Source organism: Synechococcus sp. BMK-MC-1 (assembly GCF_014279955.1).
In the GTDB taxonomy this organism is placed as follows: Bacteria; Cyanobacteriota; Cyanobacteriia; order PCC-6307; family Cyanobiaceae; genus Synechococcus_C.
The window spans coordinates 1,457,552-1,478,493 of sequence record NZ_CP047939.1; the positions used below are offsets into that span (position 1 = coordinate 1,457,552).

The window sequence follows — 20,942 nt, forward strand, 5'->3', positions numbered from 1 at the left end:
AGCCCTTGACGTTTGCTCCGGGCACGTGGCCCGAAGCTGCTGCCCACGACGTCAGAACCTGGATCCGAGCTCTGATCCATGTTTGGTTCAGAGGCTGATCGGCTCCACGCCACTCACCACAGGAGCAACCGCGCTGAGCTCGAGGGCCGGGTGCTCCTCATTTAACTGATTGAGATTCCACTGATTCTTGAACAACAACACCGGGCGGTTCCAGGCGTCACGCACCGTTTTGCAGTTGAAGATTCGACCCACTTTCTCCAGCGCTGGCCAACCACCATTGACCCAGCGAGCCACTTGATAGCCCAGCGGTTCCAGCCTGGTCTCCACGCCGTATTCATTCTCTAAACGGTGCTGCACCACCTCAAGTTGCAGCTGACCGACAGCAGCGAGGATCGGATCGCGCTTGCTCTCGTCGGTGTCGTAGAGAATCTGCACAGCGCCCTCTTCACGCAGCTCATTGACCCCTTTGCGGAAGTTTTTGAAGGCTGAAGGATTGGGATTACGCAGCCAGCTGAAAATCTCCGGACTGAAACAGGGAATGCCTTCGTACTCAACCTTGGGTCCGACATACAAGGTGTCTCCGATCGAAAACATGCCCGGATTATTGAGGCCGATCACATCCCCCGGATAGGCGTCCTCCACCACAGCCCGGTCCTGACCGAAGAGTTTCTGAGGTCGGGAGAGGCGGATGGCACGCCCTGTTCGCGCGTGGCGAACGGTCATGTCCTTCTCAAACCTGCCGCTGCACACCCGCACAAACGCCACACGGTCGCGATGGCGTGGATCCATGTTGGCCTGAAGCTTGAACACGAAGCCACTGAAATCCGGGTTCAAGGGATCGACAGGGCCGTCATGACCGAGACGGGCCACCGGTTTCTGCGCCATCTCCAGAAAGGCATTGAGGAACGGACGCACTCCGAAATTGGTCATTGCAGATCCGAAGAACACCGGCGTGAGCTCACCGGCATGCACCAGCTCAAGGTCAAGCTCAGCCCCGGCAGCATCCAGAAGTTCCATCTCCTCAATCGCCTGCTCCAGGAGATCGGACTCCACCAGATCGAGAAGCTCTGGATCGTTGAGAGACAAATGCCGCTCTTCCGACTGCTTGCCGCGTTCAGCGCGGCTGAACAACACCACCTCTTTGGTCCGTCGATCGATCACACCTCGAAACTGCTCGCCACTGCCGATTGGCCAATTCACAGCCCAGGGAGTGAGTTCCAGTTCGGCTTCGATTTCATCGAGAAGTGCCAGAGGCTCACGCCCCGGACGATCCATCTTGTTGATGAACGTGAAAATCGGAATTTGCCGCATCCGGCACACCTCAAACAGCTTGCGCGTCTGAGGTTCCAGTCCCTTCGCTGCATCTTCCAGCATCACGGCATTGTCTGCCGCCGCCAGCGTCCGGTAGGTGTCTTCAGAAAAATCCTGGTGTCCAGGTGTATCGAGCAGGTTGATGATGTTGCCCGTGTAATCGAACTGCAACACCGTTGAGGTGATCGAGATTCCCCGCTGCTTCTCCAACTCCATCCAGTCGGAGGTCACCTTGCGCTGCTCACCCCGGGCCTTCACAGCTCCCGCCTGCTGAATGGCACCGCCATACAGAAGAAGCTTTTCCGTCAGGGTGGTTTTACCGGCGTCCGGGTGGGAAATGATCGCGAAATTTCGGCGGCGGGCCACCGCCTCCAGAAGTTCCTGGCCGTCTTGTGTACCTGCTTCCGTGCTCATGCGCTGGACTGATCCAGACCAGCCTGACAGCCCGTGATCCAGCCATGGATCTCGAGATAGCGATCCTCCAGTTCGCGAACCTGCAGATGAGCGAGTTGGGCGTCCCGCAGTTGCGCTCTCACCTCCTCCAGCGTGAAGGCAGCCTGCAGCGACGCCCTGTAGTCCCTTTGCAGCACTTCAGGCGCATCAGCCACGTAACGCTCGCAGAGCTGGTCCAGCGCCAGCGCCGAGGGAGGCCGCCTTAAGTCGCGATGCACAACCAGACAGCGACGGCCGGCAAGCAGACGCAGGCCACTCCAGAGCTTCTGCGGATCATGGAGATGGTGAAGAAGACTGTTGCTCACGATCAGGGAGGCCCTGGATTGAAGCCCATGCCAGGGCAAGGGAGACAGCACATAACGGAGCCGTTCGCGCGCGATGCCGGCCCGACGACGGTTGGACTCCGCCGCCGCAATCATCTGCGGGGCAGCATCCACCGCCACGACTTGGCAGGTCGGCCAGTGCCTGGCCAGACGCTCGCTGATGTTGCCCGGGCCGCAACCCAGATCGACCAAGCAGTCCCCAGCCCCCAGTCGCTCACCGGACTGCTGCAGCAACTGCTCGATGCACTCCACCAGGGCCTGGTCGCTGGCTGCGAAGTCTGCAGCTGCATAGGCCTGCACCTGGAGCGGATCGTTCATGAGCTCCGGCTCGGGCGTGCGCGGGATCATGGGGTCACATCGGTGGAGTGCACTTCGAGAGTCTGGGTAGGAAAGGGAATTTCGATGCCGTTCTCGCCCAGGATCGCGAGGATACGGCGGTTCAAACGGTGCATGCTGTCTTCGAAATCGTCGTGGAGATCGTGCGTCGACGAGATTTCGAGCTCATGGTCATAACTGAAGGCAGAAATGCGCACAAGCCGGCAGGCTTCGTAGTTGAGCTGGGGGTCTTCAGCGACCACCGAATGCAGGAGCTCTGGAATGCGCTGCAGCTGCTCGGCGGTGGTGCTGTAAGCAACACCCACCACGATTTCCGAAAGATCAACCCGCTCGAGCAGCTCCTCCAAGGCAACCATCAAGGTCTCGCGCACGCGCAGAAAGGCTTCCCACCCATGCAGTTCCACCATCACGAACACGATCAGTTCGTTCCCTCCAGCGTCCGAAGGCCCCAAGCTCACCACCGGCTGGTGCGATCCAGCCAACTGACTTTGAAAGGACGCTCCTTCGAGCAGCCTGCGCGTCTGCCGCAAAAGCTCCTCCAATTGGTAGGGAGACAGGGGGTCACGGATGGGCAGACGCACCTCCAGCCCCTGGGTCGGCGAGCGATGCCGGCTGAGACCACGGCGCGAGAAATTAACGATGGTGGCTTCATCAGCCACGGAATTGGGGATCGTGACGCGACTCTCGAGGGTCTGCAGCTCCATTGAGCGCAGACCGATTTTGGTCACGAATCCGAGCTTGCCTCCCACCTCACAAAATTCACCAACGCGCAGCGGTCGGTCCGTTTGGATCGACAATCCAGCGAACAAATTGCCCAGCAGCTTGGAGGCACCCAAACCGATCGCCAAACCGGGCACCGCCGAGAAGGCGAGCACCGTGCTCGAGGGAAGCCCGAGCAGGAGCAGGAGGCGGTAGATCAGCACCACCGAAACCAACATGCCAATGGCACGGCTGATCGGCATCACCAGGCTGTTGATCCTGCGAAGCCGAATCGGTGAATCACTCCCACGCCAGCGGGACAAGGATTCTGCTCCGCTCCGGCCGAAGGCCTCAAAGAGAAAAAACACCAGAACACTGGCAGCCACATACCAGATCACATAAAAGGAATAGATGACCACCACGAGTGGAAAACCGGTGAAATTGAGGATGTTGTCGATCAGGTCCTCGATGAAATAGGTGAGAGGCAAGAGCGGAAAAATGATGAACACCCGTTTCCACGCCAACGCATCCCTGCTGTAAAGCTCGAGATCCTCATTCGCAGGCAACGACTCACCCCGATAGGTGTTGATCAGCAGGCGCATGAGCCACAACGCCAGCACGCCATACAAACCAATGAACACGGCAGCACTCACCACCTGAAACAGGGTCTGGTCACCGATGGGCCACTCGAGCACGCGGCGCCATTGCAGAGGCAGTGCCAGATACCAGTCAGGGGGAATGAGGTAGCCGGGGGTGTAGATGAAATCCGCGTAGAACCTTGGTGTGGCGAAGGGTTGTGCGATCACGGGAATGTCGCGAATCTCGTCGTACATCGCGCGCGCCGATGCCACGGTTCCAGCGGAAAAATAGAAACTTTCGTTTTCAGGATCCCCCTCAAGGTCTGACGTCAAAGTGATGGCCGTGCCAGGAATGCGCCAAGAGTCCGTCGGTGTGGATCGCAAGTCGTTGCGCTGTTTCATTCCTTCCACATCAGGAATGTCAATGGGCTGACGGCTGTGAGTTAACACGTAATCCAGCACATGCTTGAGCTGAATGGCAGCCTCATCAGCCATATCGGAGCGCACGCTCTCAGCAAAGGCAGTGGCATCCAGCGCTTTCACCGCCAAGTTGAACAAAAGAGTCGTGTCGTCGATCTGCTCCTGCCTCGACACCCCTCCACGTCGCCCTGCGTCAGGGGTCTGCCCGAGACGGTCAGCACGATGCCCCACATCGGCCATCACGGCGTAGAAATTCAACAGGGTGGAGCGGGGGCTATCGCCCACCACCTGGTCCAACACCACATCGCTCCAGTTATCGGCATCCCGCTGAAGCTGGGGGTAAAAGGGCTGCTGTTCGATCGGGATCAGCTGATTCCCACCTGGCGCGGGCCTGGACGCCACACCTGGGGGTTGCGTGCGCCCCAGAGCCGGAGCAAAACCCAGCAGACAAGACAGGCAGAGCACCAACAGAAAGCGCCCCGGTTTTGAAGAAAAGCCAGCAAGAAAGCGCTTTTGCTTCGGCATCGACCTGGAGCAGCAGTGGCATCAATGCTGCCAAGGCCTGGGACAGCCAACGCTGAACACTGCGGGTGGTGCCAGCACCCCCTTGCTGCCCCCATCGCTGGCGTTAGGGTTCCGGTACTGACCCAATCTCCCGTGACCCTGACTCCAAGCCGCAGCGTCGGCCCGGACTCCAAACCATCGCTGTCTGGCAATGGCGATTTCCCAGCCACTGCCCCTGCCGCCAACCCCGTCTTTTATCGGACGTACAGCCGCCGCAACAGCGAAGGACGGGAAAGCTGGACTGAGGTTGGCGCACGCAACCTTGCTGGATTGAAGACGCTCGGCAGCCTCACCGCCGAAGAGATCGAGTTGATGGCGCGGATGCAGGCCGAGAAGAAAGCGCTCCCCTCCGGACGCTGGCTGTGGATCGGCGGCACGCCCTGGATCGAACAACAGGTGAACTTTTCAGGTGCTTACAACTGCACCTCCACCAACCTGGTGGACTGGGAAGCCTTTGGTCTGATGATGGACCTGGCCATGATGGGCTGCGGCACTGGCGCCATCATTGAGCCCCATTTGATCGAACGTTTGCCGGTCGTCGGCAACCCGATCGAGGTTCTCAGCGTTTCCGACATCGGCATCACTCCCGCTGGTAAGCGCCAGGAACACACCAGCCACACCATCCACGGAGACGTTGTCTCCATCAAGGTCGGTGACACGCGCCGGGGTTGGGTCGACAGTTACCAGCTGCTTCTGGAGCTCAGCAGTGATCCCCGGTTCGCAGGCCGAACCGTCAAGGTTGAGGTGGATCTCTCCGATGTCCGTCCTGTTGGCGAGACCCTCAAGGGCTTTGGCGGGATGGCCAACCCCGTGAAGCTCAAGGATTTGTATGCGCGGGTTGCCCGGCTTCTGGGCAAAGCGATCGGCCGCAAGCTCACCTCCGTGGAGTGCTGCCTGCTCATCGACGAAGCCGCTGTCACCATCGTGGCGGGCAACATCCGGCGCAGTGCTGGCATGCGCCAGTTCGCCTCCGATGATTCCAGCGCCGCCGGTGCCAAGGACAACCTCTGGCAACAGGATGCAGAGGGCAACTGGCGCATCGATCCTGAGCGCGATGCCTTGCGCATGGCCAACCACACGCGCGTTTATCACACCCGTCCCAGCCGAGAGGTGCTGCTCGACGCCGTCACCCGTCAGTTCCACAGCGGTGAAGGAGCGATCCAGTTCGCCCCCGAGGCCATCGCCCGTTCCAACGCTGATCTGCTCAGCACTCCCGAGCTGCGTCGGGAATTCATTGAGATCTACTGCGATCAAGGCAGGGAGGAGGCCGGCCGTTGGCTGAGCCTCAACCACGGTCCCATTGCTGAAGACGAGCTTGAGCATCGCCTCGGCCGCTACGGCCTCAACCCCTGCGGCGAAATCCTCGGTGCCGATTTTCACTGCAACCTGGCGGAGATCCACCTCAACCAAATCGACCCCAGCGATGACGAGGGCCAACGCGATGCCTTCCGCGCAGGTGCTTTGTCAGTGGCCTGTCTTCTGAACCACCAGTTCGAAGTGGAGCGCTACCGCCAGAGCCGGGCCTGGGATCCGATCGTTGGTGTGAGCTTCACCGGTCTGTTCGACTTCTTCGTGCACGCTTTCGGCACTCCCTGGCTGCAGTGGTGGGAGGCAGGTCGTCCCAACAGCGAAGACGGTCAGGAGTTCAAACGGCGCGAGGCGGAGTACCTCAGTCGCTGGAAAGCCACCGTCAACGAGGCTGTCTGGGAGTACTGCGATCGTCACGGCCTGCGTCGCCCCAACCGCTGCACCACGGTTCAGCCCGCAGGAACCAAGAGCCTGCTCACCGGCGCTGCTCCCGGCTGGCACCCCCCCAAAGCTCAGCGTTTCATCCGCCGGATCACCTTCCGCAAAAACGACCCCGTGGCCATGGCCTGCATGGACTATGGCTACACGGTGGTGCCGTCCCAGTCGGATAAAGACGACCAGGGCCGCCTTCTGGATGACCCATTTGATCCTCGCTGCACCGAATGGCTGGTGGAAATCCCCACCGAAGTGAGCTGGGCCAATCTGCCCGGTGCCGATGCCGTGGATATCAACGCCTTCTCAGCGATGGCCCAGTTCGACTTCTACATGCAGGTGCAGACGCACTACACCGCGCACAACACCTCAGCCACGATCGAGTTCCGCGAGAACGAGATCGAGGCACTCACTGATGCATTGCACGGAACCATTGAACGGGGCGAGGGCTACATCTCGGCCGCACTGCTGGCCCGCTTCGATGCCAACGCCACCTTCCCGCGTTTGCCCTTCGAACCGATCGATGCCGACACCTATGAACGGATGCAATCCGACGTGATCCAACGCCGCGTGAGTTCCGATTTCTTCGAAGCGCTTCAACGCTACGACATGGGTGAGATCAGTGAGGCGGGTCCTGCCGGCTGCGACTCCGACAAGTGCCTGCTGCCACTGGCGAAGCCAAACGCCTGATCGCAACCGAGGAGTCCCTGCCAAGGGACTCCTTTAAGATGAGTTTTCAACCCTTTGTGAGGGTTGCGTTTGGAGAGGTGGTCGAGTGGTTGATGGCTCTGGTCTTGAAAACCAGCGATGTGAAAGCATCCGTGGGTTCGAATCCCACCCTCTCCGTTCTTTTCCGAGTGAAACCAAGCGATGACCGTGAACCGCCTGGTATTGGCTCTCGGATCCATCCTTGGCTTGATCGCCATCGTGGCCTGGATTGGTGAACTCGATGTTGTGTTGTTTGACTCAGTCCCCAAAGAACAGCCACGCAAAACGCCACAACAAAACCAGTCAACCCGTCTTTGAACGGGTCTCAACACTCACGCTCACGGCCTCCAGCAGGTTTCACACCGGGCTCACCCTGACTAGCGTCAGTACATCTGTACTCGCTCAATGCCTGAAGAGTGCTCGCCGCGCCCGAAGCGGCCTGATCCTGAGCATCGTCCAATCTTCCTGAGCCTGAAGCCAGGCATGACCGTGATCGTCCGGCACGATTCCCTGGCAGGAGAAGCGCAAGGCAAAGACTGGTGGATGGGACTCGTGCTCCACTGCAACGGCGGAGCAAGGGATCCGAGCATCTACACCCTGTTCCAAATCGCTGATGTCGACACGGGCGCTGTCCATTGGGTCAACGCTGATCTGGTGACCCACGCCTTGCCGGCAGGCTTCGATGAGCAAGAGGGGGCAACGGCCTGAGTACTGTTGGAGCTTGCCTTTAGGAGGGCAAGACGGATCAGACCCCACAACCCCTACTCGACGCCCTCGATCACCTCTGCCTTCAAGTTGAAGATGACCCGGAGGTTCAGAGAAATTTTTATATCGCGAACACCCCAGAGCAAATCGTTCAACTCTCGATTGACTTGGGCATTTTGATTGATGCTGAAGACTTCCGGGCCTTACTGAGAAGCGGCAACACGGAACGCTGGTTTTTGCGTGGAGGTGACCAAACCAATCCCATTACCCATCTAAAGCGGGTTTTTCACGTTTGAATCCTCAACAACAGCAGCGGATCAGCCACGCGCCAGGAAACAAAGGGCTTTAACAGCCGAACTCGAGCATGTAATCACCAACTGTATTTTTTGCAACTGGTCTCCACTGTCCACCCGATTCTTTAACAAGCCTTTCTCGACACTTGAAGGCGTTCACTAAAACGTAATCCTTGTTTTAAGAATCAGGATCATTAATAACGCGCATTTTGATCACAACTGTGTCGGCAATTTTTGTTTCAATCTTCACAAAATACAGCGTGCCATCTTTTGCATCAACGATGTATTCAAATACGTCATCCTGAGGAGACGATGCCTGCAGAGGCGAAGCAGCGAAGGCCGCATTGAAGGCTGCCAAACCCCAGAAACCAGCAAAAAGGATGGGAATGATTCGCGCCATGACTCAGGTCTTCACCACCGCTTAAATCCTAGACACAGTGGCTCAACACGTCGTTCAACGGCCAATCGTGATCGGCGCTTCCTTGTTTTTCCACCACACCCAATCGCGAATGGGTGGGGTGTTGCGCAACTGCTCACGCGTCAACCCGAGCCCGAGCTTCTGGGACGCCCCCAAAAGAACGTCGAGCATCTCCTCACCGTTGCTGCAGCGTGCCAGCGCCTCGTTTGTTTTTTTCGCTCCATCCAGAGCTTGAACCAACAGGGCGACCCGACGGGCCACAGGAAGCGAACGAGGATCCATAGGGGTTACGAAAGCTGATAACAGTAACCATCTCCGCAGACAGGAACAGCCGAAGCCTTCAGAATCAACGCAGATTGTTCATGGCAATGGCGGCCGCACAGGCAAAGCACTGGGTCATCGGTGATGTTCACGGGTGCCATGAAGCCCTGGTCAGCTTGCTGACGGTTCTGCCGCACAACGACCACTTGGTGTTCTGCGGTGATGTGATCAACCGAGGGCCTGCCATTGCCGACTGCATGAATCAGGTTTGGGATCTGGTTTGCGCAGGGCGGGCAACATGGCTGCGCGGCAACCATGAGCAGGCCTTACTCCAGGGTCTTGAACAATCCCCCGCCAGCGGCCATGACGACCTCTTGACGATCGACACCTATCGCCAGCTCGGGGATGCTCTCTCTCGCCAGTGGCTGCAGCGTCTGCGGCAGCTCCCTGAGGTGTTCCAAGGCGAAGGGTGGCTCGCAACCCACGCAGGATTTGACAACTCCGGGCGCCCCGACCTGCACATCCGTGAACCCTTCTGGGATCACTACGACGGGCGCTACGGCAGGGTCGTTGTGGGCCATACCCCGCGACCCACTGTGGAGTGCCAAAACCACATCGTGATGATCGACACTGGCGCCGTCTACGGCGGCCTGCTGTCGGCTTTTTGCCCTGAAACCGATGCGGTGGTTCAGGTGCAGGGCCCCAGAGCTGTCTCGACGACTGAGACGCACCCACGGGAACTGGCCACAGGGCTGCCTTGCTGAGGATTTATCGCAGCAACCGAGCCGAGCTTCTGGCTCAGCTGCTCGCTCAGGAGCTCAATCTCAACCCACCAGGGCCTTTCGAACAGGTTGAAGTGGTGGTGAACACCTGGCCCACGAGCCGTTGGCTTGGGGAACGCCTAGCCAGCTTCAACGGAATCAGCGCCCTCGTGCGCTTCCCTTTTCCGGGGAGCCGCCTGCGCCAACTGGCGCAAGCCGTGCTGAGCAAGGAGCCCCCCCTGGAGGATCCCTGGCGTGCCGAACGCTTGGTGTGGACGGTGATCGCTGTGCTTCCGCAACTGATGCAGTGTGAGGCAGCCAAGCCGCTCAGGCAGTGGTGGAACAATCAGCGCACGACAAGCGACGCGCTGACGCGGGAGCAGTGGTTGCTTGCTCGCCAGCTGGCGGATGCGGTGGATGATTACGCGCTCTACCGCCCCCAAGACCTGGCTGGCTGGCTGGCTGGCGATGACGGAGACCATCTCCCAGCCGTTCTGCGTTGGCAGCCCCTGCTTGTGCGTGCGCTTGCTGAGCGCCTTCCCTGCGAACCCTTCGGCCTGCAGGTTCAACAGGCCGTGGATCAGCTGCGCTCGGGGCAGGCGCCGGCCACACCACTGCCGAAGCGCCTGAGGCTGTTCGGTCTCAGCAATCTCGCCGCAGTGCAGATCGATCTGCTGCAGGCACTGGCTGCCGTGATGCAGGTGGAGCTCTACTTGCTAACGCCCTGCCCAGACCTGTGGGAGCGATCAGCGCAACGACGGCGCCGACTGGGCGAGAACTGGACCGCATCCCCTGATGGAACCTGGCTGATCGAGGCTCCGAAATTGGAGGCCATCCTCGGTCGCATGGGAGGGGAATTCCAGCTGCTGCTGGAGGGCAGTGGCGACTGCTTACTCAGCAGCACGGACCAGGCTGATCTGTTCGCCGACCCGGTGGCGATGGCAGCGTCTGAAGGCAGGCAGGGGTCCTTGCTGGAGCAACTGCAACGACAGCTCGCAAGCAGCGAACACTTTCCCTTGCAGCACACGAGCGCTGATCGCTCGTTGCTGTTCATGGGCTGTGCAGGCCCCTGGCGGGAAGTGCAGCTGGTGCGGGACCAGATTCTTCACTGGATGGCCGACGATTCCACGCTTCAACCCCGGGACATCCTCGTGATGACGCCCGATGTTGAGCGTTATGCCCCGCTGCTGGCCTCCGTGCTCTCTGACCAGGACGCCACTGGAGTGGATCTGCCCTGGCGCCTGACGGACCGCAGTCAGCAGAACAGCCCTGGATTGCAGCAGGCCTTCATGACCCTGCTGCAGCTCAGTGCGGAGCGTCTCACCGCCACAGGACTGGCAGCACTGATGAGCAATCCGGCGTTTCTCGATCTACAGGGTCTTGAGGCCCAGGAGGCGATGGACATCACCACTGCCTTGCAACGCAGCGGCTTCCGTTGGGGACTCGATCGAGAGGAGCGCCATGGCGATGACACCCACAGCCTGCGCTGGTGCCTGGATCGCTGGCTCATCGGCCTGATCCTCCCCGATGAGCCTGGCCTGGCACTCGGCAGCTGTGCACCCGCCGTCGCGGATCTCAGCCTTCAGCAGCTCGAGCGCTGGTGGCCACTCCTGGACCAGATCGCCCAGTGGATCGCGCAGCTGCGCCAAAGCGGAAGCTGCACGGTGTGGGTGGAACGCTTGCGGCGGCTGCTCTCCGATCTCTTCGGCGAAGGCGGTGCCTGGGATTGGGAACTGCAGGCCATCCAGCAAGGCCTCGAGACCTGGCTGATCCAGGCAGGCCACTGCGAGCTCAACCTGGAAACCACTGTGGTGATCGCAGTTCTCGAGGAAGCACTGTCGGCCGACAGTGGCCGCTTCGGGCACCGCAGCGGTGCCATGACCGTGAGCGCCCTCGAACCGATGCGTGCCATCCCCCATCGGGTGATCGTGCTGATGGGGCTGGATGCCGCCTCCTTCCCGCGCACGCGCGAACGCCCGGGATTTCATCTGCTGGAGCGGCAGCGGCGGCTTGGGGACCCAAGCAGTACGGATCAGGATCGCTATGTGCTGCTCGAGGCGCTGCTCTCCTCCCGTCAGCACCTCTTAATCAGCTGGAGCAGCCGTGATGAACGACGGGGGGACGCACTGCCACCCTGCCCGCCCGTGCAGCAGTGGCTCAACCTGCTGCGCCAGGAGCTCAGCGAGGAGGCGATGGCACAGGTGCTGATCGAACCACCGGCCAACCCTTTGGATGCAGCCAACTTCATCCCTGCCAAAACGCACGCCTTGAGCTGCGACCGTCGCCTGCTTCAGGCCCGGCAGTTCCTGGATGATCCGCAAGGCCGGGCCCCTGGCGTCGCCCCCCTCGGTCTCGCCCTGCCCATTCACTGGCTCCCGGAGGCGCCCCCCCCGCCAGCGCACGCCACCACGCTGAACAGCGACCAAGTGGAACAGCTGGAACGCTGGCTGCAGGCTCCCCAAAGAGCCTGGCTGCGGGAGCGGGGCATCGAAGCCGGGGAATGGTGCGATGCCGTTGAAGATCGTGCACCGCTGGCCCTGCCCGAACGCAGCCTCCGCGCCTTGATCACCGAGCGCCTGCGTGATGAACTCGATCGGCTCAAGACCCATCCTGAAGCCCGGTGGGACGTCACCAGATCTGGAGAGTGGATCCGCTGGAGTCAGGGCCGGGGACTGCTGCCGCCCGGGGCTGGGGGGGCCTTGGACGACATCCGCCTGGAACAACGCTGGCAAAACCTGCAAACCACCCTGTTCAGCCTCGGATCCCTCCAGCAGCCTCCGCGATGGGAAGGGCTTGCCACTCCTCCCCTGCCCATGGCGGGAGAGACCGCGGTGTTGATCAGTGCCTCCAAGCTTCAGGCCCGCAGCGTGCTCGAGGGCTGGTTGAAGCATCTGCTCAACCAACGGGCCGGCCGAGCCGCTCCGACGGTGGTGATCTGCCGCGGTGAGAGCAGCAGCAAAGCCGAAACCTTCAGCATCGCCATGCGCTGGCTGCCGATGGAGTCGCAGCAGGCTGATGGCTTACTCAGCGACCTGTTCGCGCTGGCTGAGGAAGGACGCCGGATCTGCTGGCCGATCCCCCCGGAAAGCGGACTGGCCCGGGCCGTTGCTCTGGCCAAAGGCAGAGACGTTGCCGACCGCGCCTTCAGCGCTTGCTGGCATGGCGGCATCAAACGCTGGGCGGAACGGGAACGCAGTGATCTCCAGGCCTGTTTCGGTAACGGTTGCGATGCGGAACGACTGCTCAGCAGCCCGGGGTTCGACAGCGCGTTCGACAGCTTGTATGCCCCGCTGCTCGAGGCCAGACGTCCATGACAGGCCCAGGGGACGCCCGCACCATCCGGTTCGAACCGAACCGTTACCCGCTCAACCCAGGGCTGAGATTGTTGGAGGCCAGTGCAGGCACCGGCAAAACCTTTGCCCTGGCCCATCTGGTGATGCGACTCGTGGTGGAACGGGAGCTCAAACTCGATGCGCTGCTGGTGGTGACGTTCACAGAAGCCGCGGCCGACGAACTGCGCGACCGGATCGGCAAGCGACTCGACGGAGCGCTTCAAGGCCTTCTATGTCTTGAACAGGGAGGCGATGGCGAGGCCATGGCGACCGATGCGGTTCTTCAGGAATGGCTGGCGGAGCACGGCCGCGATCCAACAGGGCGTAAAAGCAAGGCGAGCCTGCTTCTTGAAGCTCTCGAAGCACTGGAGCGAGCCGACATCACCACCATCCATGGCTTCTGCCGGCGCACCCTCCGCCGCCAAGCCCTGGACAGTGGCCGGAGCATGGACCTCTCCGTTGATGATGACCCTCAGACCCTGGTGGAGGAGGTCGCCCATGACCTCTGGCGCGAACAGGTCCTCACCCTTGATCCCGATGATGTCGCTGGGCTCTTGCAGTCAGGGCTGCGGGAAGACACCCTGACGGCCGAACTCCTACGTCTTGATGGTGATTGCGGTGTGCGGATCGCCGAAGACGCCGAGGCCATTGATACTGAAACCGCTCTTCGGGATGTCTTTCCCATCTGGCTCGAGCAGCGCTGGCTGCAGGTTGGCGAGCTCTGGAGCCAGGACGGCGACGCCCTCGAGCGTTGCCTGCGCGATTGCGCGCAGGACTGGCACAGCCTCGGCTGCAAGGACACGAAGCCGTACAGCCGCAACCCCAGAAAGAATCGCGCCGCTCTGCTGAGCACCTGGCTTCAGACAGATAACGACACGCAATCGTTACCGATTCGTTACGCAAACGTGCGCAATCAGGACTTGCTGGGCACTTATTACCACCCGGGCGTCTTTGCCAAAACAGCCCGGAAATGCGGCGAAGACGCACCGAGCCTGCCCAGACCGGAGCTGATGCGAGCCATCGCTGAACTCTGGGATGGACCTGGGGAGCAAACCTGGCGCTATCTGCTCGTTCGCGGCTTGCAGGAGATTGACCAACGACGCCAACGGCGCGGGGTGGTGGGTTTCTCCGGCCTGCTCGATGCACTGAACCCAACCGATCCATCCCGATCCCAAGCGTGGATCACAGCCCTGCGCGAGCGTTACAAGGTTGCGTTGATCGATGAATTTCAAGACACCGATCCCCTGCAGTGGAACCTCCTGCACCAGTGCTTTGCCTCCAGTGACCACCTGCTGTTGATGGTGGGTGACCCCAAACAGGCGATTTATCGCTTTCGCGGTGGTGATCTCCAGACCTACAAAACTGCTCGTGCTCAGGTCGATCGCATCGACGACCTGCTCGATAACCGGCGCACTACACCTCCACTGATGGAGGCCATGAATCACTTGATGTCCCCAGGACTCAAGCACTCCGAACTCAGCGTTCCAGCGGTATCGGCGAAGGCCAGCTGCACCCCTCTGACGCTCCCGCCAGAGACGGCCCCCCTGCAAATCCTCGCGTTCAATCCCGATGATGCCGATGGGAGCAGGAGCCGAACCGATCTGGAGGCGACCATCCCTTGCTTCGCTGCGGATCTGCTGCTTCAGATCCTCGGCAACGACGCCTCGCTCACGCCTGCCGACTTCTGCATCCTTGTGAGTCGCCACCGACAGGCTGAAGCGATCCGCGACCAGCTTTCAAAGGTTGGCCTGCCCAGCCGCCTGATCAGCCCAGGGGATGTGCTCAGCAGCCAGGGGGCCGGTGAGTTGCAGTGGTTTCTCGATGGCCTGGCCCGACCAGCGGACAATGAACGACTGCGTCGACTGGCGGCAGGAGCCTTGATGCAATGGCCTGCTCACACCCTCGAGGCCTGCGAACAAACCGGACAGCTCGACCTGTTCGCCGCCAAGCTGCAGACCCTGGCCGAAGCCTTGCCACGGCTGGGACTGATGGGCTGCCTGGCCCAGTTGCTGGAAGGGGAAACCCTGGCGGACCTCTCCATCCGCGGACGGCTCCTTGGGGATCTGCAGCAGTGCGCACGCCTGGTGCAGGACGCCATGCACCGACAAGGGCTCAATGCTGCAGGAGGGGCCGACTGGCTACGCCGCCAACGCCTGCATCCACCGAACAACGTGCCGGATCAGCGTCAGCCCTACAGCGATCTGGCGGCCAGCGCCGTGGCCGTGGTGACGGTGCACCGCAGCAAGGGCTTGCAATATCCCGTGGTGATTTGCCCTTACCTCTGGGAGGCGCCATCCCCTGGGAAAGGGCCGCTATGGCGTCTTCCCGCAGGCGATCCCACAGGGAGCTGGAGGGTGGCCCTGAATCCGCACTGGGGCAGCGGCCAGGCCGCTGCCTGCGCCGACGCACTGGACTGCATGGCGGAGGCCGAACGCCTGGCCTACGTGGCGCTCACCCGCGCTGAACGCCATTTGGTGCTGTTCAGCGCGGGAGAAGCCAACCCCAGTGGCAACCCTCTGGATCCCTGGCTGAGTGCACTGGCCGATGGAAACCATCCGCACATCAGCCTGCATCATCCGCGTTCTCCAGCGGCCCATCAGCGCTGGACCCCACCCAGACAGAACCAGACACTGCAGTGTGCACCAGTCCCGAAGGGAGCCCTGGATCGCTCCTGGGGACGCAGCAGCTACTCGGCATGGATCGCCAGTGCCTCGAACCACCACCCAAGCAAGCGCAGCAACCCCCACGAACTCGAAGAAGGCCGGGATGTGGATGCGGGCACCGACACCTCTTCGCTGCGCGAACCAGCCGTGGGGCTTAGCAGTGACGTTGAACGGGAGTTAGGCGACGCCTTGCCACCACACAATGGCGCTCTCAGAACATTCCCCCGCGGCGCGTCAGCAGGGGATTGCCTGCACCGGATCCTGGAGCAGCTCCCCTTTGATCAGCCGGTCGAACAACCCGCCAACCAGGAGCTCGTTGCCCGAGAGCTGAGCCGTTCAGGCCTAGACCTCTCCTTGCAGGATGACGTTTTGAGCGCCATCAGCACCCTGCTCCGTTCACCGTTTGGCGGACCTCTCGGCCAGCTGCGCCTGGCTGATCTCCACAGCGGCCGGCGCCTGCATGAACTCAGCTTCGATCTTCCAGTCGCCCATGCAGGCAGCGCTGTGCGGGCCTCGACGCTCGCCAGAGCCTTCCGCTGCGATCCCAAGCAGCGGTTCGGTTCGGACTACGCCGCGCAGCTGGAGACGCTCGACATTCACAGCCGGGGCTTTCTCACCGGCTCGATCGATCTGGTGTTCACCGATGGGGATGATCTGAGCACGGCCCGATGGTGGGTCGCCGATTGGAAAAGCAACTGGATCGGCGAGCGGGATGGTGAAGGTCAGCCCCTGCACTGCGGCCCGCGGCACTACACCCAAGCCGCGATGGAGGAGCAGATGCTTCAGCACCACTACCCGCTTCAAGCCCACCTCTACCTGGTTGCCCTGCACCGCTTCCTGCAGTGGCGCCTGATCGACTATTCCCCTGAGCGCCATCTCGGCGGCTATGCCTACGTCTTTCTGCGCGGCGTCAGTGAGCAGGGAGGAAGCGGCGTCATCATCGAGCCAGCCCCATTGCAACGGCTCGAGCATCTGAACACGCTTCTCCAGGGAACCCAGCCATGATCCGCAGCGAAGGGGCACAACGCAGCCTGCAACTCGGCGACGGCGTGATGGCCATGCTGCGCCGCCGCCGCCCTCCCGCGGCAGACCTGTCAGCGACGGATCAGCAGGCGCTCGAGGAACTCGTTCAGGCACTCACTGCCGCACTGAGCGCGGGAGACACCAGCTTGCGCATCGAGGAGAACCAGCGCGAGCTGCTCGAGCGCAGCGGCTGGCTCACGGATCCTCCTCAGGTGATGGTTCTCGATGGCGATCAACTGCACTGGACGCGCTGGCATCAGGCCATGCAGCGCCTGGAGCTGGAGCTCATTGATCGCAGTCACGCCCAACCCAGCGGCAGCCTTCCCACGGACAGCCTTCCCCCTGACCTCGGGAGGCTCAATACGGAACAACGGGCTGCTGTTCAAGCGATCACACGCCATCGCCTGGTGATGGTGAGCGGCGGCCCAGGAACGGGAAAGACCAGCACCGTGCAAGCGATGCTGCTGCAAGCCATGGCTGAACGCGGAGCGCTGCGCATCCATCTGGCGGCTCCTACCGGCAAGGCGGCCCGGCGCCTGGAGGAAGCGCTGCAAAGCGACGCTCGGACCCGGAGCTTGCCCTGCACCACCCTGCATCGTCTTCTCGAAGCGCGACCCAGTGGCTTCGCGCGCAATGGCAGGCATCCCCTGAATCTCGATCTGCTCGTGGTCGATGAGGCCTCCATGGTGGATCTCAACCTCGCGCAGGCTTTGCTCAGCGCCCTGCCTCGCGAAGCACAGCTGGTGCTCGTGGGAGATGCCGATCAGCTTCCGCCCATCGGCGTTGGAGCGGTCTGGCGCCATCTTCAGCATCCGGAGCGCCGGCACTGTTTCGGTGATGCCGCCATCAGCCTCCACCGGGTCTATCGCAACAGAGGTGAGCTGGCACGGCTGGGGAGCCTGCTCCGCGACGCTGGCGAAGAGGCGTTCTGGAACGCCTGCAACGGGCTGAACGACGGGGCGAATGTCACCCTCCAGATCTGCCGCGACCGTCGCATCCCCGACGCGGTGACCCAAACCTTGCGCCATCGCCTCGCCGAGCTCGGCCGCGCGACGGCCGACTTGAGCACCGACGCCGAGGGCCAACCCAATCCCACAACCAGCGCAGAACTGCTGGGGCGGCTCGACGATCTCATCGTTCTCTGTCCTCGTCGCCGGGGATCCTGGGGTGTTGAGGCCCTGCATCGCGAACTGGTGCAGGGCGATGATCCGGCGGGATGGCCTGAAGGGTTGCCGGTGCTGTGCAGCGAAAATCAGATGGATCTCGGACTCGCCAATGGCGACCTGGGCCTGGCGATCGGTCGCGGTGCGTCGCGACGGTTGCTGTTCCGTTGCAACGACGGCCATGCAGGCAGCCAGTACCGACTGATTCATCCGGCGCGCATCCGCCAGCTGGAACCGGCTCTAGCCCTCACCATTCATAAGGCGCAGGGAAGTGAGGTCGACAACGTGATCGTGCTCTGGCCCCCACAGGAGGCACTGGAGTCTTCAGCCCTTCTCTACACAGCGATGACCCGGGCACGCCAACAGCTCATCCTGTATCGCCTGGCGCCAGCCGTGATCGACGGCATGCTGTGAGGGAGCAGCGACGGTTCAAACGTGTCAACACGGGTGGAACGCCCCTGGGGTTGGTATGAGGACCTGCTTTCAGGACCTGGCTACAAACTCAAGCGATTGCTGGTGCGCCAGGGCTGCAGACTGAGCCTGCAGCGCCACCGCCATCGCAGCGAGAACTGGACCGTGGTGGCTGGTACGGGACAGCTGCTGTGTGACGGCCACGCGCTGGACGCCAAGGCAGGAAGCACGTTTCACATTCCCCGCGGATCGATTCACCGGGCCCTGGGTGGGCCAGGCGATCTCCTGATCATCGAAGTTCAACACGGAAGCACACTCGAAGAGAGTGATATCGAACGCCTCGAAGATGACTTTGGTCGGGTGATAAATTAAGTACTCACCTTTGAACAGACGGCAAGCAATACTGCGCGGCATTTGCCGATGGGACGTTGCAAGCCTGATTTGAAGGATCAATCAGGCTGAGTGCCGTTTCCTATGACCCAGACACACCCGCAGGCCACAGTGCCTTGCGCAGTGGATCTCACTGTTTCTGAACTTCCCTCCGAATCCCTGCCCAACGAGGAGGTCTTCACCACCGTGATCGCGCCTTGCAGCGACGCCGATTCCGAAGCGACGAGCGAGGGCGAATCCGCTGAGAGCGCATCCGGCTTCGCCGGGTTTGGCTTCAGCGAAGCTCTCCTTAAAACCCTCGATGCCAAGGGTTACAAGGAACCGTCTCCGATCCAGAAAGCAGCCTTCCCGGAGCTGATGCTGGGTCGTGACCTTGTCGGTCAAGCCCAGACAGGCACCGGTAAAACAGCGGCTTTTGCTCTGCCCCTGCTTGAGCGCCTCGACGGTCGCAGCAACACACCGCGCGTGCTGGTGCTGGCCCCAACCCGGGAACTGGCCATGCAAGTGGCTGACTCCTTCAAGGCCTACGCCGCTGGCCATCCCCACCTGAATGTGCTGGCGATTTACGGAGGATCGGATTTCCGCTCCCAGATCCATGCCCTCAAGCGCGGGGTCGATGTGGTGGTTGGCACTCCAGGGAGGGTGATGGATCACATGCGACAGGGCACGCTCGACACCACCGGGCTGCGCAGCCTGGTGCTCGATGAAGCCGATGAAATGCTGCGCATGGGCTTCATCGATGACGTGGAATGGATCCTCGACCAGCTTCCCGAGGAACGCCAGGTGGTGCTCTTTTCGGCAACGATGCCGAATGAGATCCGCCGCCTCTCGAAGCGTTACCTGCGTGAACCGGCCGAAATCACCATCAAAACCAAGGATCGTGAGGCCAAGCGCATTCGCCAGCGCTCGATCACGTTGCAGAACGCCCACAAGATCGAGGCGCTCAACCGGGTCCTGGAAGCAGTGACCGGTGAAGGCGTGATCATCTTTGCCCGCACCAAAGCGATCACCCTCACGGTGGCTGAATCCCTCGAAGCGGCGGGACACGATGTCGCTGTGCTCAATGGAGACGTTCCTCAGAACCAGAGAGAGCGCACCGTGGATCGGCTGCGCAAAGGCACCGTGAACATCCTCGTGGCGACTGACGTTGCTGCGCGGGGGCTCGATGTGGACCGCATCGGCTTGGTGATCAATTACGACATGCCGTTCGACAGCGAGGCCTATGTGCACCGCATCGGTCGCACCGGACGCGCCGGTCGAACCGGCGAGGCGATTTTGTTCGTCACACCCCGGGAACGCCGCTTCGTGGGCAACCTCGAGCGCGCTGTGAACCAGTCGATCGAGCCGATGGACATTCCCAGCAACGCGGAGATCAATCAGAGCCGGCTCGACCGACTCAGGGATCGCCTGAGTCAGGCCGCCGCCTGTGAAGCCAACGACGAAACCTCCCTTTTGCAGGAACTGATTCAACGCGTGGGCCAGGAGCATGAGCTCACGGCGGATCAACTGGCTCTGGCGGCGATGAAACTGGCCGTTGGCGATCAACCGCTTCTGGTGAGTGGTGATGAAAGCTGGCTGCAGACACCGTTGCGCAACGATCGCCGTGATGATCGCCGTGGGGACCGAGGCCGGGATCGCCGTCGTCCCGACCGTGAGGCCCGCCCACCGGAAGACAACATGACGCGCTACCGGGTGGAGGTTGGCCACCGCGACCGGGTCAAGCCTGGAAACCTCGTGGGTGCCATCGCCAATGAATCAGGGCTTCAGGGCCGCATGATTGGTCGGATTCAAATTTTTGAGTCCCATAGCTTTGTCGACCTTCCCAAGGGGATGCCTGAGGATGTGTTCAATGCACTCAGGCGCCTCAAGGTGCTGAACCGCGAACTGCAGATCACCCAAGCCTCATGACTTTGATGAACGCACCGCTTCCGGCTTTCGGCTTGGCTTTGAGCCTGGTGGTTGCCCCGATCGCACCCGCCATGGCATCAGGAGAGAACGACACGATCACCCGGTTGTGCCTGGCTGGCTTCAACGCCGCCATGGCCCACGCGGGCAAGACCCCTCCGGCGGGGATGGGTGACTACACCTGCAAATGCTTTCTCGATGCGGTGAATGCAGGGGGGTCGATCCAGTCCGCCCAGGCCACCTGCAAGCAGAAAGCAGCCGAGCGCTACAAGCTCTAGTAGCTCGGTGTTGGCGTGATCTCGAGGCTGGCGCAGGGCTGGCGTAGCGCGGTGGCCTCGATCAAATGGATGTATTCGAGCTGCACATCGGCCTGAGAGCTTGTCATCAGCGATTGCAGCAGCTCGAACTGATCCGCTGCGATGAGTTCACCATCGGCTGTCCATCCGAGACAACGAAGGCTGAGTCCAGACATCGACCACTCCGTC

The 20,942-nt window shown here is 61.5% G+C and carries 16 protein-coding genes and 1 tRNA gene; 11 read left to right on the top strand and 6 right to left on the bottom strand.

Annotation, left to right across the window (positions count from 1 at the left end; translation table 11 throughout):
• Positions 1–87 precede the first annotated feature (87 nt).
• From SynBMKMC1_RS08230 to SynBMKMC1_RS08240, 3 genes are read right to left on the bottom strand one after another with little or no spacing between them, the layout of a single operon-like run.
• A complete protein-coding gene (locus tag SynBMKMC1_RS08230; protein ID WP_011933396.1) occupies positions 88–1,725 on the bottom strand; it encodes a peptide chain release factor 3 in 1,638 nt (545 codons plus the stop codon).
• Positions 1,722–2,405, bottom strand: coding sequence for a trans-aconitate 2-methyltransferase (locus SynBMKMC1_RS08235; RefSeq protein ID WP_370593911.1), 684 nt, complete (start codon positions 2,403–2,405; stop codon positions 1,722–1,724). Before SynBMKMC1_RS08235 ends, SynBMKMC1_RS08230 begins: the two co-directional genes overlap by 4 nt.
• 26 nt (positions 2,406–2,431) lie before the next feature.
• Positions 2,432–4,645 carry a mechanosensitive ion channel family protein gene (locus tag SynBMKMC1_RS08240; RefSeq protein WP_255486108.1) on the bottom strand — a complete coding sequence of 738 codons (2,214 nt, stop codon included), beginning with the start codon at positions 4,643–4,645 and terminating at the stop codon, positions 2,432–2,434.
• Positions 4,646–4,777: 132 nt separating this feature from the next.
• Between SynBMKMC1_RS08240 and nrdJ the strand changes: the two genes are divergently transcribed.
• The 4 genes from nrdJ to SynBMKMC1_RS08260 all read left to right on the top strand — a co-directional run bounded on the left by nrdJ (position 4,778) and on the right by SynBMKMC1_RS08260 (position 7,840).
• Positions 4,778–7,114 carry a ribonucleoside-triphosphate reductase, adenosylcobalamin-dependent gene (nrdJ, locus tag SynBMKMC1_RS08245; RefSeq protein ID WP_186471378.1) on the top strand — a complete coding sequence of 779 codons (2,337 nt, stop codon included), beginning with the start codon at positions 4,778–4,780 and terminating at the stop codon, positions 7,112–7,114.
• Positions 7,115–7,185: 71 nt separating this feature from the next.
• Positions 7,186–7,270: transfer RNA gene (locus SynBMKMC1_RS08250), tRNA-Ser, on the top strand.
• Between the two features lie 24 nt (positions 7,271–7,294).
• Positions 7,295–7,450, top strand: a complete 156-nt coding sequence (locus tag SynBMKMC1_RS08255; protein WP_186471379.1) for a hypothetical protein — start codon at positions 7,295–7,297, stop codon at positions 7,448–7,450.
• 87 nt (positions 7,451–7,537) lie between these two features.
• Positions 7,538–7,840, top strand: a complete 303-nt coding sequence (locus tag SynBMKMC1_RS08260; RefSeq protein WP_186471380.1) for a DUF3104 domain-containing protein — start codon at positions 7,538–7,540, stop codon at positions 7,838–7,840.
• A gap of 468 nt (positions 7,841–8,308) precedes the next feature.
• Here the strand turns inward: SynBMKMC1_RS08260 and SynBMKMC1_RS08265 are convergent, their stop codons facing one another.
• Both SynBMKMC1_RS08265 and SynBMKMC1_RS08270 read right to left on the bottom strand, forming a co-directional pair.
• The gene (locus SynBMKMC1_RS08265) at positions 8,309–8,530 is read right to left on the bottom strand and encodes a hypothetical protein (RefSeq protein WP_186471381.1); all 222 of its coding nucleotides are present in this window, start codon (positions 8,528–8,530) and stop codon (positions 8,309–8,311) included.
• 54 nt (positions 8,531–8,584) lie between these two features.
• Complete coding sequence (locus SynBMKMC1_RS08270) at positions 8,585–8,830, bottom strand: hypothetical protein (protein ID WP_186471382.1); 246 nt, start codon at positions 8,828–8,830, stop codon at positions 8,585–8,587.
• Positions 8,831–8,916: 86 nt separating this feature from the next.
• On the opposite strand from SynBMKMC1_RS08270, the gene SynBMKMC1_RS08275 reads away from it, so the two are divergent.
• The 7 genes from SynBMKMC1_RS08275 to SynBMKMC1_RS08305 all read left to right on the top strand — a co-directional run bounded on the left by SynBMKMC1_RS08275 (position 8,917) and on the right by SynBMKMC1_RS08305 (position 20,735).
• On the top strand, positions 8,917–9,573 hold the full coding sequence (locus SynBMKMC1_RS08275) for a metallophosphoesterase (RefSeq protein ID WP_186471383.1): 657 nt from the start codon (positions 8,917–8,919) through the stop codon (positions 9,571–9,573).
• Positions 9,567–12,884: an exodeoxyribonuclease V subunit gamma gene (locus SynBMKMC1_RS08280; protein ID WP_186471384.1), complete on the top strand. Its 3,318-nt coding sequence runs from the start codon at positions 9,567–9,569 to the stop codon at positions 12,882–12,884. The genes SynBMKMC1_RS08275 and SynBMKMC1_RS08280 overlap by 7 nt, the downstream gene beginning before the upstream one ends.
• Positions 12,881–16,570, top strand: coding sequence for a UvrD-helicase domain-containing protein (locus tag SynBMKMC1_RS08285; RefSeq protein WP_186471385.1), 3,690 nt, complete (start codon positions 12,881–12,883; stop codon positions 16,568–16,570). The genes SynBMKMC1_RS08280 and SynBMKMC1_RS08285 overlap by 4 nt, the downstream gene beginning before the upstream one ends.
• Positions 16,567–18,165: an ATP-dependent RecD-like DNA helicase gene (locus tag SynBMKMC1_RS08290; protein WP_186471386.1), complete on the top strand. Its 1,599-nt coding sequence runs from the start codon at positions 16,567–16,569 to the stop codon at positions 18,163–18,165. The genes SynBMKMC1_RS08285 and SynBMKMC1_RS08290 overlap by 4 nt, the downstream gene beginning before the upstream one ends.
• Before the next feature lie 21 nt (positions 18,166–18,186).
• Positions 18,187–18,534: a phosphomannose isomerase type II C-terminal cupin domain gene (locus tag SynBMKMC1_RS08295; protein WP_255486109.1), complete on the top strand. Its 348-nt coding sequence runs from the start codon at positions 18,187–18,189 to the stop codon at positions 18,532–18,534.
• Between the two features lie 102 nt (positions 18,535–18,636).
• Positions 18,637–20,460 (top strand): DEAD/DEAH box helicase, encoded by a 1,824-nt coding sequence (locus SynBMKMC1_RS08300; RefSeq protein WP_186471387.1) that lies wholly within the window; start codon positions 18,637–18,639, stop codon positions 20,458–20,460.
• Positions 20,457–20,735: a hypothetical protein gene (locus tag SynBMKMC1_RS08305; RefSeq protein ID WP_011933415.1), complete on the top strand. Its 279-nt coding sequence runs from the start codon at positions 20,457–20,459 to the stop codon at positions 20,733–20,735. The genes SynBMKMC1_RS08300 and SynBMKMC1_RS08305 overlap by 4 nt, the downstream gene beginning before the upstream one ends.
• Here the strand turns inward: SynBMKMC1_RS08305 and SynBMKMC1_RS08310 are convergent.
• Entirely contained in the window at positions 20,732–20,929 is a 198-nt protein-coding gene (locus SynBMKMC1_RS08310; protein ID WP_186471388.1) for a hypothetical protein, read from the bottom strand. The genes SynBMKMC1_RS08305 and SynBMKMC1_RS08310 overlap by 4 nt on opposite strands.
• Positions 20,930–20,942 lie beyond the last annotated feature (13 nt).